Source organism: Streptomyces sp. NPDC050759 (genome assembly GCF_044456945.1).
GTDB lineage: Bacteria > Actinomycetota > Actinomycetes > Streptomycetales > Streptomycetaceae > Streptomyces.
Map to the genome: position 1 here is coordinate 377,726 of NZ_JBITGI010000005.1, position 21,594 is coordinate 399,319.

At 70.7% G+C, this 21,594-nt stretch carries 20 protein-coding genes; 3 read left to right on the plus strand and 17 right to left on the minus strand.

All coding sequences use genetic code 11. The features are described from left to right. The first annotated feature begins 113 nt into the window (after positions 1-113). Positions 114-1,394, plus strand: coding sequence for a lactonase family protein (locus ACIBJB_RS18265; RefSeq protein WP_398931607.1), 1,281 nt, complete (start codon positions 114-116; stop codon positions 1,392-1,394). Positions 1,395-1,430: 36 nt separating this feature from the next. Here ACIBJB_RS18265 and ACIBJB_RS18270 read toward each other — a convergent pair whose 3' ends face one another. The 3 genes from ACIBJB_RS18270 to ACIBJB_RS18280 form a co-directional block, all read right to left on the minus strand. Next, positions 1,431-1,781, minus strand: a complete 351-nt coding sequence (locus ACIBJB_RS18270) for a helix-turn-helix domain-containing protein (RefSeq protein WP_398931609.1) — start codon at positions 1,779-1,781, stop codon at positions 1,431-1,433. Between the two features lie 522 nt (positions 1,782-2,303). Next, complete coding sequence (locus tag ACIBJB_RS18275) at positions 2,304-3,767, minus strand: DEAD/DEAH box helicase (RefSeq protein WP_398931611.1); 1,464 nt, start codon at positions 3,765-3,767, stop codon at positions 2,304-2,306. A 175-nt stretch (positions 3,768-3,942) separates the two neighbouring features. Then, the gene (locus ACIBJB_RS18280; protein ID WP_020113641.1) at positions 3,943-4,146 is read right to left on the minus strand and encodes a cold-shock protein; all 204 of its coding nucleotides are present in this window, start codon (positions 4,144-4,146) and stop codon (positions 3,943-3,945) included. Between the two features lie 458 nt (positions 4,147-4,604). On the opposite strand from ACIBJB_RS18280, the gene ACIBJB_RS18285 reads away from it, so the two are divergent. Further along, positions 4,605-5,666, plus strand: coding sequence for a nitrous oxide reductase family maturation protein NosD (locus ACIBJB_RS18285; protein ID WP_398931613.1), 1,062 nt, complete (start codon positions 4,605-4,607; stop codon positions 5,664-5,666). A gap of 42 nt (positions 5,667-5,708) precedes the next feature. Next, the gene (locus ACIBJB_RS18290) at positions 5,709-6,737 is read left to right on the plus strand and encodes a methyltransferase (RefSeq protein ID WP_398931615.1); all 1,029 of its coding nucleotides are present in this window, start codon (positions 5,709-5,711) and stop codon (positions 6,735-6,737) included. A gap of 82 nt (positions 6,738-6,819) precedes the next feature. Here ACIBJB_RS18290 and ACIBJB_RS18295 read toward each other — a convergent pair whose 3' ends face one another. From ACIBJB_RS18295 to ACIBJB_RS18360, 14 genes are all read right to left on the minus strand, one after another. Next, complete coding sequence (locus ACIBJB_RS18295) at positions 6,820-7,152, minus strand: TcmI family type II polyketide cyclase (protein WP_057609423.1); 333 nt, start codon at positions 7,150-7,152, stop codon at positions 6,820-6,822. 20 nt (positions 7,153-7,172) lie between these two features. Next, positions 7,173-7,652 (minus strand): SRPBCC family protein, encoded by a 480-nt coding sequence (locus tag ACIBJB_RS18300; RefSeq protein ID WP_062040616.1) that lies wholly within the window; start codon positions 7,650-7,652, stop codon positions 7,173-7,175. Between the two features lies 1 nt (position 7,653). Beyond that, positions 7,654-7,911, minus strand: coding sequence for a phosphopantetheine-binding protein (locus ACIBJB_RS18305; RefSeq protein WP_398931618.1), 258 nt, complete (start codon positions 7,909-7,911; stop codon positions 7,654-7,656). 42 nt (positions 7,912-7,953) lie between these two features. Beyond that, positions 7,954-9,204: a ketosynthase chain-length factor gene (locus ACIBJB_RS18310; protein ID WP_398931620.1), complete on the minus strand. Its 1,251-nt coding sequence runs from the start codon at positions 9,202-9,204 to the stop codon at positions 7,954-7,956. Then, positions 9,201-10,469 (minus strand): beta-ketoacyl-[acyl-carrier-protein] synthase family protein, encoded by a 1,269-nt coding sequence (locus ACIBJB_RS18315; protein WP_398931622.1) that lies wholly within the window; start codon positions 10,467-10,469, stop codon positions 9,201-9,203. Before ACIBJB_RS18315 ends, ACIBJB_RS18310 begins: the two co-directional genes overlap by 4 nt. Then, entirely contained in the window at positions 10,466-10,927 is a 462-nt protein-coding gene (locus tag ACIBJB_RS18320) for a cupin domain-containing protein (RefSeq protein WP_398931624.1), read from the minus strand. The genes ACIBJB_RS18315 and ACIBJB_RS18320 overlap by 4 nt, the downstream gene beginning before the upstream one ends. Before the next feature lie 67 nt (positions 10,928-10,994). Continuing rightward, a complete protein-coding gene (locus ACIBJB_RS18325; RefSeq protein WP_398931626.1) occupies positions 10,995-12,152 on the minus strand; it encodes a SchA/CurD-like domain-containing protein in 1,158 nt (385 codons plus the stop codon). Positions 12,153-12,304: 152 nt separating this feature from the next. Next, positions 12,305-12,997, minus strand: coding sequence for a class F sortase (locus ACIBJB_RS18330; RefSeq protein ID WP_398931628.1), 693 nt, complete (start codon positions 12,995-12,997; stop codon positions 12,305-12,307). Between the two features lie 118 nt (positions 12,998-13,115). Then, the gene (locus tag ACIBJB_RS18335; RefSeq protein WP_398931630.1) at positions 13,116-13,478 is read right to left on the minus strand and encodes a hypothetical protein; all 363 of its coding nucleotides are present in this window, start codon (positions 13,476-13,478) and stop codon (positions 13,116-13,118) included. Between the two features lie 146 nt (positions 13,479-13,624). After that, positions 13,625-15,286, minus strand: coding sequence for an FAD-dependent oxidoreductase (locus ACIBJB_RS18340; RefSeq protein WP_398931632.1), 1,662 nt, complete (start codon positions 15,284-15,286; stop codon positions 13,625-13,627). Positions 15,287-15,455: 169 nt separating this feature from the next. Beyond that, a complete protein-coding gene (araD, locus tag ACIBJB_RS18345) occupies positions 15,456-16,184 on the minus strand; it encodes an L-ribulose-5-phosphate 4-epimerase AraD (RefSeq protein ID WP_398931634.1) in 729 nt (242 codons plus the stop codon). A gap of 29 nt (positions 16,185-16,213) precedes the next feature. After that, positions 16,214-17,731: an L-arabinose isomerase gene (araA, locus tag ACIBJB_RS18350; RefSeq protein WP_398931637.1), complete on the minus strand. Its 1,518-nt coding sequence runs from the start codon at positions 17,729-17,731 to the stop codon at positions 16,214-16,216. 28 nt (positions 17,732-17,759) lie between these two features. Further along, positions 17,760-19,421 (minus strand): ribulokinase, encoded by a 1,662-nt coding sequence (gene araB / locus ACIBJB_RS18355; RefSeq protein ID WP_398931640.1) that lies wholly within the window; start codon positions 19,419-19,421, stop codon positions 17,760-17,762. Positions 19,422-19,516: 95 nt separating this feature from the next. Next, positions 19,517-21,562, minus strand: coding sequence for an RICIN domain-containing protein (locus tag ACIBJB_RS18360; protein ID WP_398931642.1), 2,046 nt, complete (start codon positions 21,560-21,562; stop codon positions 19,517-19,519). Positions 21,563-21,594 lie beyond the last annotated feature (32 nt).

The window sequence follows — 21,594 nt, forward strand, 5'->3', positions numbered from 1 at the left end:
CTCTTACGAGAGTCTGACGCGGACCGCGTTCTCTACTGGCACACCGTTCCCGCTGGCCACTGTGGTGTCGTTCGCAGCTGCGGACGACACCGCACGGACACCGAGGAACGGACATGGGCATGGACACCGGCAGGCATGGCGACAGGGACAACGGCCGCATCGAGCACCGCCGCACGAGCCGGTCCTCCGGCACCCGCAGGGGGCACCGGGCGCGGTCCGGGACTCGGCGCATCATGATCGGCGGTGGTGCCCTCGCTCTCGCCGGGGCGGCCACCGTGGCCGTGTCCCTGGCCTCGGCCAGTCAGTACTCCGGGAAGGCCGCCGGAGCCGATCACGCCGTCTTCGTCCAGGGCAACGAGCTGGACGGCAACACCATCCACGTATTCAAGCGGGGCGACGACGGCAAGCTCGAACGCGCGGCGGACTACGCGACCGGCGGCAAGGGCGGCGACCAGGTCGACGCCCCCACCGACTCGCTCGCCTCCCAGGGCTCACTCGTCTACGACGACCGCTCGGGGACGCTGCTGGCGGTCAACGCCGGCAGTGGCACGGTGACCTCGTTCCGCGTCGAGGGGCAGCGGCTCGGGGAGCGGAAGGTCGTGGGTTCCGGGGGGCGGTTCCCGTCGAGCATCGCGGTGCACGGCAGGATCGCGTACGTCATGAACGCGGGCGGCGCGGGCAGCGTCCAGGGCTTCAGGATCACCGGCGGCGGACTTCAGCCGCTTCCCGGCTCCCACCGCTCCCTGGGCCTGAACAACAAGGACATACCGCGCTTCGACACCTCTCCGGGCGAGGTCGAGTTCACCCCCGACGGACGGAACCTGGTGGTCACGACCAAGGGCAACAACACCGTGGAGGTGTTCCCGATGAAGCGGAACGGACTCCCGGCCGTAGCCGCACCGGTGGTCAACAAGTCGGCCGGCGGCGTCCCGTTCGCGATCAGCTTCGACCGGAGCGGGAAGCGAATGCTGGTCGCCGAGGCCGAGAAGTCCACGGTCACCACCTACCAGGTCCGGCGGGACGGCAGGCTGAAGGTCCTTCAGCGGCCCCTGGCCAGTGGTCAGGAGGTGCTGTGCTGGCTGGAGCGGGCGGGCGACTTCTTCTACGGCGGCAACACCGGCAACTCCACCGTCACCGGCTACCGCATGGACAGGCACGGCAAGCTCTCCCTGACCGACAAGGTCGGCATCGCCACCCCGCCGTCGAGCAAGTCGCAGGGGGTGATCGACCTGGCCGTCACCGGGGACGAGAGGTTCGTCTACGTCCAGAACGCCACGTCCGGCACCGTCGACGGGTTCCGCGTCGAGACCGACGACGCCCTCACCAAGGTGACGACGGCCACGGGCCTGCCCGCCTTCGGCGAGTCGGGGATGGAGGGGATCGCCGCGTTCTGAACCGGGTGCGCCGTGGGCCGTACCGCGTCCGTGTGGTCAGCCGGAACCCGGCCCGGAACTGTCGGCCCCCGCGTTCGCGGCGCGGCGGTACTCGGCGTTGATGCGCTGGGCTTCCTCCAGCTGGTCCTCGAGGATGACGATGCGGCACGCGGCCTCGATCGGCGTTCCCCTGTCGACCAGCTCGCGGGCGCGGGCGGCGATCCGCAGCTGGTAGCGGGAGTACCGGCGATGTCCGCCCTCCGAGCGCAGCGGAGTGATCAGACGGGCCTCGCCGATGGCTCGGAGGAAGCCCGGCGTGGTGCCGAGCATCTCGGCGGCCCGGCCCATGGTGTACGCGGGGTAGTCGTCGTCGTCCAGGCGGTCGCCCAGGGGGATATCTGCTGCCATGTCACCTCGTTGTACAACGCGTCGAGGGGCCCTGATGCCGTACGGCACCAGGGCCCCGAAGGGAATTCAACACCATCTGTCGGCCCTCATGCTGCGCCGACCTTCGGTTTCCGCTACCCGGCCCGATGACGGGAGGGGTGCGGGGATCGCGGCTGCGTGACCGGGGACCACCATCCAATCCGGGGTCTTGCGGTACCCGGACCGAGAACTTTCGGGCCGGGCGATCCTGATGGCGTCTGCTCCTCCGTCCTTGCTCCGAACCAGTGCTGAACAGGTACTGCGTACTGCGGTACTGCTACCCGCCAGTTCGTGTCTGCGGGTCTCGCTTGACCTCGTCTACGGGAAAAACAGTAACCGTGCCGGCGGCCAATGTCTACTCTGACAAGAGGAGATTTTGGCGTTCGAGTGACGCAGACATCCTGAGGCAGTCGGCATGTGGGCCGGATTGCGTGGCGATACGCCCGTGGGGCCCTGCCGACATGTGTCGGCAGGGCCCCACGGGGAGCTGAGAGGGAGGTCGCGCTAGGCGGCGGAGCCGAAGCCGGTCCGTCGCGGTCCGCCGCGGCGTGCCGCTTCACCTGCGGGGCGGCCCTGGCCGGACTGGGGCCGACGGCCCCGACGACCCCGGGACGAGGACGCGGAGGACGCGCCGCGGGGGCGTTCCGGCTGCGGTGCGGTGATGACGACCGGGACACCGGAAGGCGCCTGGGCCCCGGTGATGCGGCTCAGCTCCGCCTCGCCCGAACGCACCTGGGCGATCTGCGGGGTGATCCCCGCCGCCACCATCAGCCGGGTCATCTCGCGGCGCTGGTTCGGAGTGACCAGCGTGACGACGCTGCCGGACTCGCCGGCCCGGGCCGTACGGCCGCCGCGGTGCAGGTAGTCCTTGTGGTCCGTGGGCGGGTCGACATTGACGACGAGGTCGAGGTTGTCGACGTGGATGCCACGCGCCGCGACGTTGGTCGCCACCAGCACGTTGACGTGCCCGGACTTGAACTGCGTCAGCGTGCGGGTGCGCTGCGGCTGGGACTTGCCGCCGTGCAGGGCGGCCGCGCGGACGCCGCTGCTGAGCAGGTGCTTGGTCAGCCGGTCCACCGCGTGCTTGGTGTCGAGGAACATGATCACGCGGCCGTCGCGTGCTGCGATCTCGGTGGTCGTCCGGTGCTTGTCCGCGTCGTGCACATGCAGGACGTGGTGCTCCATCGTGGTGACCGCGCCGGCCGAGGGGTCGACCGAGTGGACGACGGGGTCGTGCAGGTAGCCGCGCACCAGCCGGTCGACGTTGCGGTCCAGGGTGGCCGAGAAGAGCATGCGCTGCCCGCCGGGGCGTACCTGGTCGAGCAGGGCGGTGACCTGGGGCATGAAGCCCATGTCGGCCATCTGGTCGGCCTCGTCGAGGACCGTGATGGCCACCTCGTTCAGCCGGCAGTCGCCGCGGTCGATGAGGTCCTTGAGGCGTCCGGGCGTCGCGACGACCATCTCGGCCCCGGCGCGCAGCGCGCTCGCCTGCCTGCCGATGGACATCCCGCCGACGACGGTGGCCAGCCGCAGGCTCAGGGAGCGGGCGTAGGGCGTGAGCGCGTCGGTGACCTGCTGGGCGAGCTCGCGGGTGGGGACGAGGACGAGGGCGAGCGGCTGCCGCGGCTCGGCACGGCGTCCCGCCGTACGGGCCAGTGCGGCGAGGCCGAAGGCGAGGGTCTTTCCGGAGCCGGTGCGGCCACGGCCGAGGACGTCACGGCCGGCCAGGGAGTTCGGCAGGGTCGCCGCCTGGATCGGGAACGGTACGGTCACGCCCTCCTGGGCCAGCGTCGCCAACAGCCGTGTGGGCATGTCGAGATCGGCGAACGCCTCGACAGCGGGCAGAGCGGGCGTGATCGTCCTGGGCGGCGCGAACTCGCCCGACACGCTCTGTCGATTGCCGTGCGGCTTGGAACGGCGCGGGCCGGTGGAGCGGCCACGGGTGGGATTAGTACGTGTGCGATTCATGCGAAACCTTCCTTGATACGGCGCGTATCAAGGAATTCCCGCAGCTGATGAGCAGCGCAGAGAATCGCGAGAACGAGCCGAAGGCGATGTGTGATGCGCCCTGAAATGCCGCGAGCCGGGGCCCGCACCGAACGGTGCGGGCCCCAGCTGCGAAATATGCGCGGCGGTGCAGGTGTCAGGCGGTGACGATGTTCTCGGCCGTCGGGCCCTTCTGGCCCTGCGCGATGTCGAACGACACCTTCTGGCCTTCCTGCAGCTCGCGGAAGCCCTGGGCGGCGATGTTCGAGTAGTGGGCGAAGACGTCGGGGCCGCCGCCGTCCTGCTCGATGAAGCCGAAGCCCTTTTCCGCGTTGAACCACTTCACGGTGCCAGTAGCCATGTTGTTTCTCCTTCGGAGGCGGTTTCGGACATTCACCCTGTGTGAATCTCCGTGTCGCCGTGCTGATTAACCCGTCGGAAAAAACCTTCTGGCAACCACACCTGCAACTGAGATCGACAGTAGCACGGGGGGTCCGACCTGTGGGTTCGCCCAATTCTGCAGCCGACCCCGGTCCAGGGAATACTCGCCGGGCCCCGAGCCTATTTCTCACACCACGGGCACAGATATTGCTCTGCGTGCACAGGCGTTCCTGCCGTGCGCAACCGTCCGCAGCCCTGTGACCTCCGACGACGTGAGTTGCCCCGCTGTCACCGGCGTCAGCGGCCGGAAGGCCCGGCACGATGAAAGTCACATCTGTCCTGCCGGTGGTCCTCGAGGTGGGCGTCGAACGGCCGTGACACGCCGTCGGATGGCTCATCCAGCCTTTTCCGGACCATTCAGGCCATACCGTGCCGAATATGATGAGATTTCATATCTCCCGCCTGGCATGCGCCGCAGCGATCATCGGGGCCGTGTTCGGGGCCGCCCCGCCCGTCGCCGCCGACCAGATGACCCACGTGGTCTTTCCCGGACAGTCGATCCAGCGCGCGGTGGACGCCGCCGAGCCGGGAGACACCGTGCTCCTGGCCCCCGGCACCTATCGCGAGAGCGTCATGGTGAACACCCCCGGGATCACCCTGACCGGCATGGGCCGCAGCACCGTCATCGAGCCGGACACGAAGCAGTCCGGCAAGTGTGCCGAGGCCGGCAACGGCATCTGCGTGATCGGTACGAAGGAACGCGACGTCGAGGGCGTCACCATCGCCTCCCTCACCGTGACCGGCTTCACCGGAAGCGGCGTGTTCGCGATGGCGACCGACGGGCTGACCGTGCGGAACGTCACCGCGGTGAAGAACGGGACGTGGGGGATCGCCCAGGAGCGTTCGGTCCACGGGGTGTTCCGGCAGAACACCGCCCGGGACAACGGTGACGCCGGACTGTTCCTCGCGAACACGATCAAGGAGGAGGCGGGCGCCGCGGACACCGGGGGAACCGTGGTCGAGCACAACCGCCTGGAGGGCAACCGGATCGGCGTCACCGTCCGGCGCCTGAGGAACCTCACCGTCGCGGGCAACCACCTCACCGGCAACTGCGCGGGTGTCTTCGTCGTGGGCGACGAGAACAAGCCGAAGGCCGGCGCGCTGACCGTGCGCGACAACATCATCGCGAGGAACAACAAGTCCTGCCCGAAGACGGCCCGGCTGGACGCGCTGCAGGGCTCCGGCATCGTGCTGACCGGTGCCGAGGACACGCTCGTGACGGGCAACCGCATCACCGGCAACGTCGGTACCTCCCCGATGTCGGGCGGCGTCGTCCTGTTCAAGAGCTTCGTGGGCACCACCAGCGAGCGGAACCGGATCGCCGACAACGTGCTCGAGGGCAACGCCCCGGCGGACCTCGTCAACACGGACACCACCGGCACGAGCAACACCTTCGAAGGCAACACCTGCGGGGCGTCCAAGCCCGCGGGACTGTGCTGACCGGCCGTGACCATGCAGGAACGCGAAGAAGGAAGAGGTCACATGACAACCGCACAGACCGCCCCACCGCCGTCCATGCGGCTCAGGGAGCTCGTGTTCGGGGCGGCCTGTGCGGCCGCCGTCCGCGCGGCCGCCCGGCTGGGGGTCGCCGACGCCCTCGACGACAGCCCACTGGCCGTGGAGGACCTCGCGGCCGCGGTGAAGACCGAGCCGAAGACGCTGCGACGGCTGTTGCGTGCCCTGTCCTGCTACGGCGTCTTCGCCGAGCAGCCGGACGGGACGTTCGCGCACACCGAGATGTCCCGGCTGCTGCGCGAAGACGATCGGAACAGCCTGCGCGCCATCGCCCTGTGGTGCACCGAGCCGTGGACCTGGGACGCGTGGCCGTTGCTGGACGAGGCGGTGCGCACCGGCCGCAACGTCGTCGAGGACCTCTACGGCAAGGAGTTCTTCCAGTACCTCAACGAGGACGCCCCGGAGTCGGCCGACGTCTTCAACCGCGCCATGACGACCTCCAGCGTGCAGTCCGCGCGGGACGTGGCACAGTTCCTCGACCTGTCGGGGAGCACGTCGGTCGCCGACATCGGGGGCGGTCAGGGGCATGTGGTGGCGAGCCTGCTGGAGAAGTACCCGGCGCTCCACGGCACCCTGCTCGACCTGCCGCGCGTGGTGGAGAACGTCGACCCACGGCTGCGCGCGGGAGGGGCGCTCGCGGACCGGACGCGCCTGGTGCCCGGTGACTGCCGCGAAGCCGTCCCGGTCCGGGCCGACGTGTACATCATCAAGAACATCCTGGAGTGGGACGACGACAGCACGACCCGCGTCCTGCGCAACGTCATCGCGGCGGGCGGGCCGGGAGCGCGGGTCGTGGTCATCGAGAACCTCGTCGACGACTCGCCGTCGATGCGGTTCAGCACCGCCATGGACCTGCTGCTGCTCCTGAACGTCGGAGGGGCCAAGCACACCACCGAGAGCATGACCGGCAGGCTGACGAAGGCGGGTCTGGTCATCGACGACGTCCGCCCGGTCAACCCCTATCTGCACGCGTTCGACTGCACGATCCCCGCCTGACCTGGTGGACCGACGCTCGCCGGGCACGCACGGTTCGCGTGCCCGGCGCGCGGCGGTCGTACAGCGGTCGTACGGCGGCGGTTCAGGAGCCGGCGTCCCGCTCCCAGCGGTAGAAGCACCGCGCCATCGCGTCCTTCGGCGAGCGCCAGGTCGCCGGGTCGTACGCGGTGACGTACGCCGACAGCCGTTCGCTGATGTCCCGGAACTCGGGGTGTCCGGCCGCCTTCGCGATGGCCGGCCCGGGGTCCCGCTCGGACTCGATGAGGTGCAGGTACACGTCGTCGAACTGGAAGAGGCTGCGCCGGGCGACCCCCACGAGGTGCGGCAGTTCTCCCCGGTCCGACTCCTCGAACACCTTGGCGATGTCCAGGGCCGACTCCGGGGCCATCCGGGCGACGATCAGGGACTGATGCATTGTCGTGTCCTCCGTCCCGCTCAGTCCGACATCATCGACACGGGCCGGCGCTCTCCGGCGGCCTGTTCGATGCGGTCCCGGATGAGGGCCATCTGGACCTTGGAGTTCCGGTTGATGTTGTCCGTCATCCAGGCGTCGTCGACGGGTGCGTCCGGCCGCATCGCGAAGTCCTGCGTCCACACCATCCGGGTGCCCTCGGGCACCTTCTCGTACTGCCACACGATGTTCATGTAGGCGAAGGGCCCGGTCTCGACACGGCGGGCCCGCACGGTGAGCGTGTCGCGGTCCGGCTCCCGTTCCGAGACCCAGCTCCACACCTTGCCGTCCTGGTCGGGGTGCATGGTCAGCCGGAAGGTGGTCCGGTTCCCCTCCCGGGAGATGATCTCGGCGGAGGCGTACTCGCTGAACAGCTGCGGCCAGCTCTCGACGTCGTTGGTCATGTCCCAGACCAGGTCCAACGGGGCCGCGATGGTGACGTCGTTCTGCGTGTGTCCGGGCATCTCAGGCTCCCGCCAGAAGCGCGCTGTTGACGAGTTCGAGGAACTGCCGGGGGCTCTTGCTCTTCTCCGCGTCGGGAGGCATCGGCGTGCCGTACCGGTTCTCCAGCTCGCCCAAGATGCCGAGCAGACCGAGCGAGTCGAGGCCGAAGGCGTCGAAGCCGGACTCCTGCCGCTGCTGGAGCTCCTCCGGGGCGACGGTGATCCCGGCGGCCTTCTTCATGAGCTCGGCCAGCTCTTCCACGGTGATTCGGTCACTCATGCGGTTCCTCTCCTTGCTGGGTGATGGGTGTGCGACGCCTCGCTACGAGGCGTCGGCGGCACCGCGCCGTAGCACCAGCGCCGCGTTCGACCCCATGAGTCCTCGGCTGAGGACCAGCGCCGTGCGCATCTCGGTGGCTCGCGCGCGGGCGGTGACGAGGTCGAGGTCGTGGCAGATGTCGAAGACGTTGGGGGTGGGGGGGATCACCCCGTGCTCCATCGCGAGCACCGCGGCGGCGACGTCGAGCAGCGGCGCCGCGCCGCAGGCCCGGCCGACGGCGGTCTTCGGCGCCGTGACGGGGACGCGCGTGCCGTGCGGGCCCAGCGCGTCGGCGATCGCCAGCGCCTCGGCACGGTCGGCCTCCGGGACGCCGAGGGCGTCGGCGAAGACCACGTCGATCTCCTCGGGTGCGCACCCGGCCTCGTCCAGGGCGCCCCGGATCGCCTGGGCCAGCCCCTCCCGGGACCGCTCCCAGCGGGAGGCGCCGGTGAACGTCGCCGCGTGTCCCGCCAGGGTGGCCCGCACCGGCACGCCCCGTTCCCGGGCCGAGCTCTCGGCCTCCACGACGACCATGGCACCGCCCTCGGCGGGCACGAACCCGCAGGCCGCGGTGGTGAACGGGCGGTAGGCGCGGTCCGGTTCGGCGACCGTGCTCAGCTCCTCGTAGCCGAGCTGGCAGACCATCGAGTAGGGGGCCAGCGGCGCCTCGGTCGCGCCGGCCACCATCACGTCGGTGCCGCGCCGCACGGCCCGCGCCGCATGCGCCAGCGCGTCCAGACCGCCGGCCTCGTCGGCGGCGACCACCCCGCAGGGGCCCTTGAAGCCGCGCCGGATGGAGATCTGGCCGGTGCTCGCGGCGTAGAACCACGCGATGGACTGGTACGGCCCGACGAAACGGCTTCCCTTGCCCCACAGTTGCTGCAGCTCGCGCTGCCCGAACTCGCCGCCGCCGGACCCGGCGGCGGTGACCACGCCCACGGAGAACGGCGCGGCGTCGGTGTCGGACCGGCTGAGCCCGGCGTCGTCCAGTGCCAGGTCGGCCGCGGCCATCGCGAAGTGCGTGAACCGGTCGGTCTGGACGAGGTAGCGCTCCTCGATCGCCGCCGGCGGGTCGAAGTCCCGGATCTGGCCGGCCACCCGCAGCGGCAGGTGCTCGCACCCCTCGCGGGTGATCCGGTCCAGGACGACGACACCCTCGCGGGTGGCCTTCCAGAAGGCCTCGGTGCTGTTTCCGTTGGGCGCGACCACGCCGATTCCGGTGACGGCCGCGCGCCGGGGATGCGGTGCGCTCATTCGGGTCTCTCCCTCGGCAGGGTCATGATCACCGCGGACTGGAAGCCGCCGAACCCACTGCCCACGGAGAGCACGCTGCGCAGTCTGCGCTCGCGGGCGACGCGCGGGACGTAGTCCAGGTCGCACTCGGGGTCCGGGGTCTCGTAGTTGGCGGTGGGCGGGACGACCTGACGGGCCAGGGCCAGGGTGCAGGCGACGACCTCGATCGCCCCGATCGCGCCGAGGGAATGGCCCACCATGGATTTGATGGAACTCATGGGCGTGTCATAGGCGTGCGCGCCCAGAGCCCGTTTGACCGCGGCCGTCTCGTGCCGGTCGTTCTGCTGGGTGCCCGACCCGTGTGCGTTGACGTAGTCGATCGCCGTGGCGTCGAGCCGGGCCTGGCCGAGGGCGTCCTCGATGGCCCGGGCCATTTCCAGGCCCTCACGGGTCAGACCGGTCATGTGGTAGGCGTTGCCGAAGGTGGCGTAGCCGCCTATCTCGCAGTAGACGTGCGCGTCCCGGGCCCGGGCGTGCTCCAGCTCCTCCAGGACGAGCACCGCGCCGCCCTCGCCCATGACGAACCCGTTGCGGCGGGCGTCGAAGGGCCGTGAGGCGTGGGCGGGGTCGTCGTTGCTGGGGGAGGTGGCCTTGATCGCGTCGAAGCAGGCCATGGTGATCGGTGAGATCGGCGAGTCCGAGGCACCGGTGATGCATATGTCGGCCCTGCCCTCCTCGATCGTGTGGAAGGCGTACCCGACCGCGTCGAGCCCCGAGGTGCAGCCCGTGGAGACGGTCTGCACCGGCCCGCGTGCCTCGAACCGCTCCGCCACCGCCGACGCGAGGGTGCTGGGCGTGAACGCCCGCTGCAGGTGCGGGCCGGCCTTGCGGTGGTTCACGTCCCAGTGCTGTCCGCGGTCGCTGACCAGCACGTAGTCGTGTTCCAGCCGGGTGGTTCCGCCGACCGCGGTGCCCAGGGAGACCCCGACCCGCCACGGGTTCTCCCCGGCGAGGTCGAGGCCGGAGTCCGTTATCGCCTCCTCCCCGGCGACCAGGGCGAACTGGAGGTAGCGGTCGCTCCGTGCGATCTGCTCCGCGTCCAGCCCGTGGGCCGCCGGGTCGAAGTCGCACTCGGCGGCGATCTGTGAACGCAGCCCGGACGGGTCGAAGAACGTGATGCCGCGGGTCGCCGTACGACCGCTGGTCAGCAGGTCCCAGAACGCCGGGACACCGATGCCGCCCGGGGCGACGATTCCTATGCCGGTGACCGCCACGCGCCTCCTCATGAGCGCATCCGGGTTCGTTCGGCCGGCCCGCCCGCGCCCGCGTGGGCCGCTTCCGCCGGGATCGGCCTGCCGTCGGCGTCCTCGGTGTCGACGTGCCCGAGCGGCGGGCTCGGGGCCAGCGGGCCGAGGTGGAAGACCATGCGGGCCTCGACATTGCCGACGTTGCGGAAGCGGTGCCGCATGTGGGACGGGATCAGGAGCCCCTGCTCGGGTTGGAGCGGGTGCGGCTCGCCGTCCAGGTCCACTTCGAGCTGTCCGCAGACGACGTAGATGAACTCCTCGGAGTACGGGTGGTAGTGCTCGGCGATGCGGTCCCCGGGCTGCACGATGGCCACGCCCATGAAACCGCTGGTGGAGCCGACCGTGGTGGGGGTGAGCAGGGCGCGCAGATCGCCTCCACGCCGGGTGTTGGGCTCGACCTCGCTGAGATCCACTACTCCGGGATGACGTTTGATCACGACGTTCCTCCGAACCTGTGCTGCATCGACATGAGGGCGTGGCCGGTCACGGCCCGGTGGCGGTGAATCAGGCGCCGGGCGCGCGGCGGTCGGTGACGAGGTCCATGCGGGAGACCGCGAGGAGGTCGGCGGGGGTGCTGTCCTTCAGCGCCCGGCCGTCCAGTCCGAGGGCCTCGCCGTCGAGCAGTGCCGTCAGCTCGGCCGCCCGGCCGTGGTCCGTGAGACCGAGGACGGGACCGGGGTCGCTGTCGAGGGCGCCGCGCACGTCGACCAGCCGCATCACGACGTCGTCGCGCTGGAAGATCGTGCTGCGCAGCACCGGTCCACGCGGATCGTCCGCAGCCGCCTCGTCCTGCCGGGCGAGCAACTCGGCCAGCCGCATGCCGCGCCCTTCACGGGCCGGGTAGTACAGCGCGTGCCGCACGGCCTCCGGGCTCTCCTGACCGGTGGTCACATGGTGTACGGCGGGCAGCGCCGCGCGGGTGAAGAAGAGCCGGGCGGACTCGGGGTCGTCCAGGTCCCGGTCCTGCTCCAGATAGGGGTTGATGGCTTCCTCGACGGCCCGCACCTCGGGCTGCCGGGCGACGTGGCGCAGCGCGGCGAGCAGGTCGCCCCGCACCTCGATGGCCCGGACCACCCGGTTGCCGTGCATGAAGAGAGAGGTGCGGCACAGCCGGGTGGCGTCGTCGACCCGCGGCTCCGGCGAGGTGTAGCCGGCGAGGATCTTGGCGACCTTGTCCTCGCTGCCCGGCTTGACCGTGAAGGTGAGCGCGTGCCGGATCAGCCCGTCACCGATCCTGGGGGACGCCTGGAGCCGGCGCTCACCGGGCCCGGTCGGCACCGCCGGGCCGCCGGTCTCGCGGACGATGTGGAAGCGCAGCGACCGGGTGTCCCGTACGCAACTGTGCAGCGGCTCCACCATCCGCACGTGTTCCTCGCTGTTCACCCAGGTGAGGAAGGGCGGTGCGCTCTCCCACTCACTGGTGATGAGCCACTGGGAGGGGTTCTCGATGGACTGGCACAGCTGGTCGCTGACATGTCCGGGAACGGAGGCGACCTGGCTGCAAAGACTCTCGTACGCCTCGAGGAACTGCTGCTGGGCCCCGTCGTAGACGTCCACCAGCAGGACGACACGGAGCCTGGAGCCGTCGAACACGGACTGGGAGACCCGCTGCGACGCCTGGTGCGCAGGCGCTTTCGAAACACGGTCGGACGTGGTGGTCATCCTGGGTACATCTCCTTCGGGGGCAGAGGCGGACGAACATCGGTCACGGGGACGACGTCGGCGTTCCTCGATCGTCAGGCCGCCCCCGCAAGCGCGCGACTCGTATGCACCGTGGGGGTGACCGGCCGGCCCGGCGGCCGGGCGGGGCGGGCTCAGAGGAGGTGGGCGAAGACCACGAGGTTGTCCGTGTAGTCCCGGGCCGAACGGTCGTAATCACCCGCACAGGTGATGAGCCGGACCTGGGCGGTGGCCGTGTCCTCGTACACCCGCCGACTGGGGAAGTGGCCCTTGTCGAACGTCTCCACGCTGTCGACCAGGAAGGACGCTCTGCGCCCGTCGGCCCGGTCGACGTGGAAGACGTCGCCCTTCGCAAGTTGTCCGAGGTTCACGAAGACGGCCGCCGACGTCGCCGTGTCCACGTGCCCGGCGATGATCGCCGTGCCCGTCTCCCCGGGTGAGGCGCCCTTGGCGTGCCAGCCGACGAGGTTGGTGTCGTGGGCGGGAGGCGGCTCGAGACGACCTGAGGGACCGATGGCTAGGTCCGTGAAGGGGGCGTCGACCGAGATCTTCGGAATGAGCAGACGTACGGGCCGCGATCGCGGCAGATGCCTGCCGGACGGCTGCCCGGCCGCCTGCCGGGGAGGCGGAGCCGAGGTGGAGACGGGTGCGGCCGGCGGCGGCACGGGGGCGTCGGACGGGGACTCCTCGTGACCGCCGAACAGTCCGAGGGCCAGCACCAGGATCGCCACGGCGCTCAGCATCATCGTGGTGTGGGATCCCTGGCCGGTCGGGGCGGGCTCGTCGTGGCCGGGGTTGTCTGCGGGCGTGGAGGGGGGGACTGCCATCGGACACCACCTCACCAGGGGACGGCAGCAGATCGGACGTACGGGCACGGGGAGGGCCGGCCGGGCCGCCACGCGGCACGCGCGTGGCGGCCACAGCGGCTATCGCGTCCGGCATGGCTCAGGCCATGCTTCCGGCGACCTTCCTACGGCGTGTCGCGTACAGGCCGGTTCCGGCGACCGCCAGCACGGCGAGCCCGCCCGCGGTCATCGCCGGGGAGGCCAGCCCGCCGCCCCCGGTGTGCATGCCGCCGCTGGGCTTCTCGTGGCTGCCGCTCCAGCCGCCGCCGTCGTGCTTGCCGGATTCCTGGCCGTGCTCCTTGTCCTTGTAGGTCTCCGGGTCGTACTTGGGGTCCCTGTTCTCCTTGCTGTAGGAGGAGTCCGACGAATCCCAGTCGTCCCCGGCCGCGTAAGCGCCGGGGGCGCCGAGAGCAAGGACGGCCGAGGCCGCCGCGGTGGTCAGGAGGATGCGAGCAGAGCGCATGTGTCGTTCCTTCCGTCGGCGGCCGGGCAGCTGGTGCTTCGTCAGCTGAATTGGCCCTCCCCCGACGTGATCCACCGTCAGTCAGCCGCTCGCCCGCCACCACTCGGGGCGGTCACCCGGGTGAACGCGCCCGGTTCGGACGGGAGTCAGACCGCCCCCAGCAGCGTGGTCAGGACCTGGCGCAGCGCCGACCCGGCATCCGGGACCGGCCCGGGCGATCGCCAGGCCACGAACCCGTCGGGCCTGACGAGTACGGCGCCTTCGGGCGTCGTCCCGTGGGCGGCCGACCAGTCCGCGTCGCCCTCGGGTGTCAGCTCGGCACCGGAACCGTGGCCCACCCGGTACGAGGTCAGCGGAACGGATGTCTCCCCGGCGAGGCGGACGGCGGCCTCGTGCCAGCCACTTGGGTCACCGGCGGCACTGAGCAGGACGAACGACGTCTCGTACAGGTCCAGAGTGGAGATCCGGTCACCCCGGTGCCGTACCGCCATGTGGGGGGCCCTGCTGCCGGGTGCGCCGGACAGGTCCAGGCGCTCCGGGACCACCGGGGTCGCGGGGTCCGCGCCGACGACGGCGCCCTGCGGATAGCGGTAGCCGAGGGCCACGTTGAGGATGCCGCGCTGCGGGCCGGTGCCGCCGCCCGCGCCGGGCGACGGGGCGAAACCGGGATGGCTGTGCTCGACCGACCGTGCGGCGGCGCGGGCGCTGGTCGCCTCCGCGACCGGGCGGCGCTCGGCGTCGTACGAGTCCAGCAGCGCCTCCCCCGCCCAGCCGCCGAGCACCGCGGCGAGCTTCCAGGCGAGGTTGTGCGCGTCCTGGATACCGGTGTTGGAGCCGAACGCCCCGGTGGGGGACATCTCGTGGGCCGAGTCGCCGGCCAGGAAGACGCGTCCGGCCCGGTAGCGCCGGGCGACCCGCTGGGCGGCGTGCCAGGGGGCCCTGCCGGTGATCTGTACGTCGAGGTCGGCGACGCCGACCGCGCGGCGGATGTGTGCGACGCACCGCTCGTCGGTGAAGTCCTCGAGCGTCTCGCCGCGTTCGGGGTGCCAGGGAGCGTGGAAGACCCAGTTCTCCCGGTTGTCCACGGGGAGCAGCGCACCGTCGGCCGCCGGATCGGTCAGATAGCAGACGATGAAACGGCGCTCGCCCACGACCTCCGGGAGGCGACGGGAGCGGAAGGTGATGCTGACGTTGCTGAACAGGTCACCGGGACCGCTCTGGCCGATGCCGAGCTGCTCGCGGACGGGGCTGCGGGGGCCGTCGGCGGCGACGAGGTAGTCCGCGAGGAAGGTGGTGTGCTCGCCGGTCTCCCGGCTCTTGACCACCGCGGTGACGCCGGAGGGCCCGCTCTCGAACGACAGCAGTTCGGTGCCGTACCGCAGGTCGCCGCCGAGCCGCCCGGCGTGTTCGAGCAGCACCGGCTCCAGGTCGTTCTGGCTGCACAGGCACCATGAGCTGGGGCTGAAGCGGGCCAGTCCGCCGCCCGGGTCGATCTCCCGGAAGAGCCACTCACCCGCGTCGCCGACCAGGGTGGGGGTCTGCAGGATCCCGTGGTTGCCGGCCAGCGTGGCGGCGGCGTCCCGGATCCCCGCCTCCACGCCGGCCGTCCGGAACAGCTCCATCGTGCGGACGTTGTTGCCCCGTCCGCGGGGGTGGATGGAGGTGCCGGCGTGCCGCTCCACCAGCGTGTGCCGTACGCCCAGCCGGCCCAGGAACAGCGAGGTCGACAGGCCGACGAGGGAACCGCCGACGATGAGGACCGGGACCCGGTGGGTGGTGTGGCCGGTCTGGACCTGTTTCTGGTTCATCACTCGCCTCCAGCGCGTCGTGTCCGCCGACTCGTCCGGATACGGCGGGGAGCCTTATCCATGCCCCGCCGCGCGAAGGCGGGCCCAAGCTTCACCCGCTCAACCCGCCCGGTTCGCCGACTCGGCAGATGGCCTGCCGCGCGCTCGGCCCGCACGACGTGCTGCCGCGTCAGCGTTTCGGCAGGGCCGCCTCCGGGTTGCCGTAGTAGGCGCCGGGCCCGTGTTTGCGGGTGTAGTGGCGCTCGAGCAGGTGGGCGGGTGGTGGGGCGGTCGGGGACAGGGACAGGGTGTGGAGGGCGATGTCGGCGACGGCCTCGCAGATGATCGCGTGTTCGAGGGACTTGCGGGCGGTGGCGCCCCAGGTGAAGGGTCCGTGGCCGGCGACCAGTGCGGCGGGGACCTCGCTCGCTTTCCGGTCGTCTTCGTGCAGTGTGTCGACGATGACGACGCCGGTGTTGTACTCGTAGTCCTTGGCGCACTCCTCTGCGGTGAGGTCGCGGGTGACGGGGATGGGGCCGTTGAAGGTGTCGGCGTGGGTGGTGCCGAGGACGGGGATGTCGCGGCGGGCCTGGGCGAAGGCGACGGCGTGGGTGGAGTGGGTGTGGGTGACGCCGCCGATGGAGGGGAAGGCGCGGTAGAGGCAGCGGTGGGTCTCGGTGTCGGTGGAGGGGCGCAGGTCGCCGTCCACCACGGCGCCGTCGGACAGACGGACCGTCACCAGGTCGTCGATCGTGAGGGCCTCGTAGGGAACCCCCGAGGGCTTGATGACGAACACGCCCGCCTCGCGGTCGACTCCGCTCACGTTCCCCCAGGTCAGGGTCGCGAGCCCGACCTGGGGGATGGCGAGGTTCGCCTCCAGTACCTCCCGGCGCAGGCTCTCCGGGACAGTGGTGGTCATCGGTGTTTCTCCTTCGTGCCGGTGAGAGGTCACAGGGCCTGGGCGAGGCGGTGGTAGGCGGCGTTCCAGCGGATTTCCTTGGCGAAGCGGTCGGTGCTGGTGTGTTCGTCGATGGTGAGGAGCTCGACGCCGGTCATGGCGGCGTAGTCGGTCAGCGTCTCGATGTCGACGGCGGAGCTGAGCACGGTGTGGTGCGGGGCGCCGGCCAGCAGCCAGCTCTCGGCGGACTCCGCGAGTGAGGGGCGCGGTTTCCACACCGCCCGGGCCACGGGCAGGTGCGGCAGGGGCTCGCTGGGGCCGACGACGTCGACGGCGTTGGCGGTCAGCCGGAAGCGGTCACCGAGATCGCAGAGGCCGACGACGACGGCGGGGCCCTCGGCCGCGTCGAAGACCAGGCGGACGGGGTCCTCGCGGCCGCCGATGGACAGCGGGTGGATCTCGCAGCGGGGCCGGGCGGCCGCCACCGAGGGGCAGACCTCCAGCATGTGGGCGCCGAGAACGCGCGGGGTGCCCGGGCCGAGGTGGTAGGTGTAGTCCTCCATGAAGGTGGTGCCGCCGGGCTGTCCGGCGCCCATGACCTTCATGGTGCGCAGCAGGGCGGAGGTCTTCCAGTCGCCCTCGCCGCCGAAGCCGTAGCCGTCGGCCATCAGACGCTGGACGGCCAGCCCTGGCAGTTGGCGCAGCCCGCCGAGGTCCTCGAAGTTGGTGGTGAAGGCGGTGAAGCCGCCCTCGGTGAGGAAGGTGCGAAGGCCCAGTTCCTGGCGGGCCGCGTAGAGGAGGGAATCGTGGCGGATGCCGCCCGGGCGCAGGGCGGGCACCACGTCGTAGGACTCGACGTACTCGGCGGCGAGTTCGGCGGCCGCCTTGTCCTCCACGGCGTCGACGACGGCGACCAGGTCGTTGACGGCGTAGGTGTTGACGGAGAACCCGAACCGCAGCTGGGCCTCGACCTTGTCGCCCTCGGTGACCGCGACATCGCGCATGTTGTCGCCGAAGCGGGCCAGGCGCAGGGTGCGGGAGGCGTGCCGGCCGACGGCGGCGCGGGCCCAGGCGGCGATGCGCCGCACGACTCTGGGGTCGGTGGCATGCCCGGCGACGATCTTGCGGTCGACGCCGACGCGGGACTCGATGTGGGCGAACTCGCGGTCGCCGTGGGCGGCCTGGTTGAGGTTCATGAAGTCCATGTCGATGCTCGGCCAGGGCAGCGACAGGTTGTACTGGGTGTGCAGGTGGAGCAGGGGCACGTCGAGGGCGCTGAGGCCCGCGATCCACATCTTGGCCGGGGAGAAGGTGTGCATCCACACGATCACCCCCACGCAGGTGTCGGAGGATGAGGCCTCCTGGCACATCCGGCGGATCGCGTCGGCGTCGGTGAGGACGGGCTTCCACACGATCCGGACCGGGACCTTGCCGGGGCCGCCGAGGATCTCGGCGATGTTCCTGGACTGCTTGGCGACCTGGCGCAGGACGTCGTCGCCGTACAGGCCCTGGCTGCCGGTGAGAAACCAGATCTCCTGGTCGGGGTGGGCGATGGCGTGGGTGTCCATGAGGGTTTTCCTTTCGGGAGGACGCGGATCAGGAGGACGCGGACACTTCGGTGCGGATGCGGCGCAGGCGGCGCATGACGTCGTTGGTGCCGCGGCCGAAGTAGTCGTGCAGCACCCGGTACTCCGCGTACAGGCGCTCGTAGGCCGCCGCCCGCTGGGGGTCCGGCAGATAGAGGCCGCGGTGGACCTTGCCCATGGCGTGGGCGGCGGCGCGGATGTCGGGGTACGCCCCGGCGGCGACCGCGGCGTGCATCGCGGCGCCGAGCGCCGGGCCCTGGGCGGAGCCGATGACGCCGAGCGGGCGGCCGGTGACGTCGGCGTAGATCTGCATGAGCAGGGCGTTCTTCGTCAGGCCGCCCGCGATGATCAGTTCTCGGACCGGTACGGCGGCGGACTCGAAGGCGTCGATGATGGTGCGGGTGCCGAAGGCGGTGGCCTCCAGCAGGGCGCGGTAGACGTCCTCGGGGCGGGTGGACAGCGTCTGGCCGATCAGCAGGCCGCTGAGGTCGTGGTCGACCAGCACCGAGCGGTTGCCGCTGTGCCAGTCCAGGGCCACGAGTCCGTGCTCGCCGACCTGCTGCCGGGCGGCCAGTTCGGTCAGGTACTCGTGCGCGGTCTGCCCGGCCGCCGCGGCCTTCTCGGCGTACTCGGCGGGGAATCCGGTGCGGACGAACCAGCCGAAGATGTCGCCGACACCGCTCTGTCCGGCCTCATAACCCCACAGGCCGGGCAGGATGCCGCCGTCGACGACACCGCACATGCCGGGCACGGTGCCGAGCTGGTCGGAGCTCATCACATGGCAGGTGGAGGTGCCCATGATGGCGACCATCTGGCCCGGCTCCACGGCCGCCGCCGCCGGGGCGGTGACATGGGCGTCGACGTTGCCGACGCAGACCGTGATGCCCTCGGGCAGTCCGGTCCAGGCGGCGGCTTCCGCGGTCAGCGTCCCGGCCGGGTCGCCGAGTTGTCCGATGGGCTGGTCCAGCTTGTCGGTGACGAAACCGGCGAAGTCCGGGTGCAGAGCACCCAGATGGGCGGGCGACGGATAGCGACCGTCCTGGTACTGGCCCTTGTAACCGGCGGTACAGGCATTGCGGACGTACGTCCCGCACAGCCGCCACACGATCCAGTCCGCCGCCTCCAGCCACCGCTCGGTGCGGTGGTAGACCTCCGCGTCCTCCTCCAGGACCTGCAGCGCCTTGGCGAACTCCCACTCCGAGGAGATCTTCCCGCCGTAGCGCTCGAGCCACGGCTCCTTCGTCTCGGCGGCCAGCGCGTTGATCCGGTCGGCCTGGCCCTGGGCCGCGTGGTGGCGCCACAGCTTGACGTAGGCGTGCGGGCGGGAGGCGTACTCGGGCAGCTCGCACAGGGGTGTGCCGTCGGCGAGCGCGGGCAGCACCGTGCAGGCGGTGAAGTCGGTGCCGATCCCGATGACCTGCTCGGGCGCCACTCCGGCACGGGCCAGCGCCTCGGGTACGGCGGTGCGCAGCACGTCGATGTAGTCGGACGGGACCTGAAGGGCCCAGTCCGGGGGCAGCCGGGTGCCGTCGGGCAGGGTTCGGTCGAGGACGGCGTGCGGATAGACGTGCTCCGCCGACGCGAGCTCCTCGCCGTCGCGGACGCGGACGACGACGGCACGGCCGGACAGGGTGCCGAAGTCGACGCCCACGACGCAGGGTTCTTCAGGCATGACGACAGCCCACCTCTCTTGTTCGATATCACGGTCACTGTTCGGGATGTTGGGCAGAAGATCGGGGGCCCGGACGCGTCCGGGCCCCCGGCGGGTCAGTTGACCCGCACGACCTGCCACAGTTCGTCATCGGCGCCGTTGTCCGCCGACTGCACGATCAGCGCGCCGTTGGCGGTGGAGGCCGAGGCGACGTCCGCCACCAGGCCACTGCCGACGTCGACGAGCTTGTAGTAGCCGCCTCCCGCGTCCGTGAGCGTCCACTTCTGGGAGCTCGCGGTGGACGACGCGTTCTGGACGACGGCCGCGCCGGCCGACGTCGAACCGTTGGTGTCGAGGAACAGACCGCTGTTGACGTTCTTCACGGTCCACGCCCCGCCGCTCTGGGACTGGAACGTCCACAGCTGGCAGTTGTTGGCGGTGTTCACCCACTGGCCGGCCTGCTTGCCGACGGTGGTGGAGGCTCCGGGGATCTCCAGGAGCTTGCCGCTGTTCTTGTTGACCAGGCGGTACTGGCCGGTGGCCAGGTCGGGCAGGGCGGTCTGGGTGAGGTTCCAGCGCTGGCAGGCGCAGCCGGTGTCCGCCCACTGTCCGGCGGCGGTGCCGACGGTGGTGGAGGCGCTGGGGATCTCCAGGTACTTGCCGCTGATCCGGTTGGTGGCGGTGAAGCCGCCCGCCGGGTTCGGGGCGATCGCCCACTCGTGGTCCAGGGTGCCGTTGTCGTCCCACTGGACCACCTTGGCGCCGTTGGCGGTGGACTGGTTCGTCACGCCCAGCACCTTGCCGCTCGCCACGTTGAAGATCTTGAAGTAGCCGGACGTCTGCTGGACGAACTTCCACTTCTGGTCGGTGGCGTTGTCGGCGTTCTGCTGGGTGGCGCCCACGCCGTTGGTGGTGGAGCCGCCCGCGATGGTCAGCATCAGGTGGCTGTTGGCGTTCGACGCCGTGTAGGTGGCGCCGTCCGAGATGCCGCCGCCCAGGTCGATCGTGCCGTAGCTGATCGGGTTCAGGCCGGTGCTGGTCAGGTGGCCGCCGCTGAGGACCAGCAGGCTGTGGCCGTCGGCCAGCGGGAGCAGGCCGCGGCTGTAGCCGCCGGGGACGGTGGAGGCGATGCGCGTCCACGTGTTCGCGGCGCCGTTCTGGGTGTTCAGGAACAGGTCGTCGCTGCTGTTGGCGCTCACCACCAGGGTGCCGTTGGCGCCGCCGGTCGGCAGCCAGGTGATGTACGGGGAGCTCTTGGGCTGGGTGCCGTCGGTCGCCTTGAGGGCGATGGCGGTGGCGGAGCCGAACGCCTCCGGGTTGGCGGAGATCTTGTAGTAGACGGCGAAGCCGCCCTCGGGAGCGCCCCAGAATTCGTACGTCATCACGTAGTTGCCGTTGGGCAGCTTGGCGATCACGGGCATGCCCGGACGGTCGCCGTACGTCGAGGTGGCCACGTCATTGACGACGGAACCCCAGGTCAGGCCGTCCGTGGAGACCTGGTGGACGATCTTCTGGCCGTAGTTGGGGTCGCGCTGGTCGGAGTAGTAGACGATCAGCTTGTTGCCCGAGACCATCAGGAACGGCTCCCACACCGGGGTCTTGCCGTTGGTGGGGTCGGCCTCACCGCCGGTGGCGATGGAGCTGACGTACGACCAGCTGGCGCCGTGGTCGGTGCTCGCGTACAGGTCGAGTTCGGTCGTCGACAGGTCGTTCGGGATGGAGTTGCCCGCGGCGAGGATCGTGCCGGCCGGGAAGTTGCCGATGGCGCTGGGCAGCTCGTACAGGAACGGCTGGTAGCGGTTGCCGAAGCCGTTGTGGGTGTCGCTGATGCTGGAGATCTGCGTCCAGCTGCTGCCGTTGTCGGTGCTGCGGTAGATCGGGAAGACGGGGGTGCCCGAGCTGTACTGCTCGAACGTGGCGAGCAGGGTGCCGTTGGACGACCCGCTGTTCTGCAGGCGGATGGCGCGCGGGTAGAGCGAGCCGGGGGACGGGGCGTTCGACGGCGGGGTGTACATCGTCTGGGAGGCGCGTGAGACGGCGTGCGCCTGGCCGGAGGCGGGCAGGACGAGGGCGACGGCGGCTGCGAGCAGGGCCAGCAGCAGGGTGATCGCCTGGGTGCGGGGTACGGCGCGGTGTCTGGCGCCTTCCCTGATGGTGGACATGGGCGGCTCCCAAGGGATGTCCGGGAAGAGGG

Bases quoted from the DNA above. Each gene is read 5' to 3' on its own strand.
- ACIBJB_RS18265 (WP_398931607.1), top strand. From the start codon at position 114: ATGGGCATGGACACCGGCAGGCATGGCGACAGGGACAACGGCCGCATC.
- ACIBJB_RS18270 (WP_398931609.1), bottom strand. From the start codon at position 1,781: ATGGCAGCAGATATCCCCCTGGGCGACCGCCTGGACGACGACGACTAC.
- ACIBJB_RS18275 (WP_398931611.1), bottom strand. From the start codon at position 3,767: ATGAATCGCACACGTACTAATCCCACCCGTGGCCGCTCCACCGGCCCG.
- ACIBJB_RS18280 (WP_020113641.1), bottom strand. From the start codon at position 4,146: ATGGCTACTGGCACCGTGAAGTGGTTCAACGCGGAAAAGGGCTTCGGC.
- ACIBJB_RS18285 (WP_398931613.1), top strand. From the start codon at position 4,605: ATGATGAGATTTCATATCTCCCGCCTGGCATGCGCCGCAGCGATCATC.
- ACIBJB_RS18290 (WP_398931615.1), top strand. From the start codon at position 5,709: ATGACAACCGCACAGACCGCCCCACCGCCGTCCATGCGGCTCAGGGAG.
- ACIBJB_RS18295 (WP_057609423.1), bottom strand. From the start codon at position 7,152: ATGCATCAGTCCCTGATCGTCGCCCGGATGGCCCCGGAGTCGGCCCTG.
- ACIBJB_RS18300 (WP_062040616.1), bottom strand. From the start codon at position 7,652: ATGCCCGGACACACGCAGAACGACGTCACCATCGCGGCCCCGTTGGAC.
- ACIBJB_RS18305 (WP_398931618.1), bottom strand. From the start codon at position 7,911: ATGAGTGACCGAATCACCGTGGAAGAGCTGGCCGAGCTCATGAAGAAG.
- ACIBJB_RS18310 (WP_398931620.1), bottom strand. From the start codon at position 9,204: ATGAGCGCACCGCATCCCCGGCGCGCGGCCGTCACCGGAATCGGCGTG.
- ACIBJB_RS18315 (WP_398931622.1), bottom strand. From the start codon at position 10,469: ATGAGGAGGCGCGTGGCGGTCACCGGCATAGGAATCGTCGCCCCGGGC.
- ACIBJB_RS18325 (WP_398931626.1), bottom strand. From the start codon at position 12,152: ATGACCACCACGTCCGACCGTGTTTCGAAAGCGCCTGCGCACCAGGCG.
- ACIBJB_RS18330 (WP_398931628.1), bottom strand. From the start codon at position 12,997: ATGGCAGTCCCCCCCTCCACGCCCGCAGACAACCCCGGCCACGACGAG.
- ACIBJB_RS18335 (WP_398931630.1), bottom strand. From the start codon at position 13,478: ATGCGCTCTGCTCGCATCCTCCTGACCACCGCGGCGGCCTCGGCCGTC.
- ACIBJB_RS18340 (WP_398931632.1), bottom strand. From the start codon at position 15,286: ATGAACCAGAAACAGGTCCAGACCGGCCACACCACCCACCGGGTCCCG.
- araD (WP_398931634.1), bottom strand. From the start codon at position 16,184: ATGACCACCACTGTCCCGGAGAGCCTGCGCCGGGAGGTACTGGAGGCG.
- araA (WP_398931637.1), bottom strand. From the start codon at position 17,731: ATGGACACCCACGCCATCGCCCACCCCGACCAGGAGATCTGGTTTCTC.
- araB (WP_398931640.1), bottom strand. From the start codon at position 19,421: ATGCCTGAAGAACCCTGCGTCGTGGGCGTCGACTTCGGCACCCTGTCC.
- ACIBJB_RS18360 (WP_398931642.1), bottom strand. From the start codon at position 21,562: ATGTCCACCATCAGGGAAGGCGCCAGACACCGCGCCGTACCCCGCACC.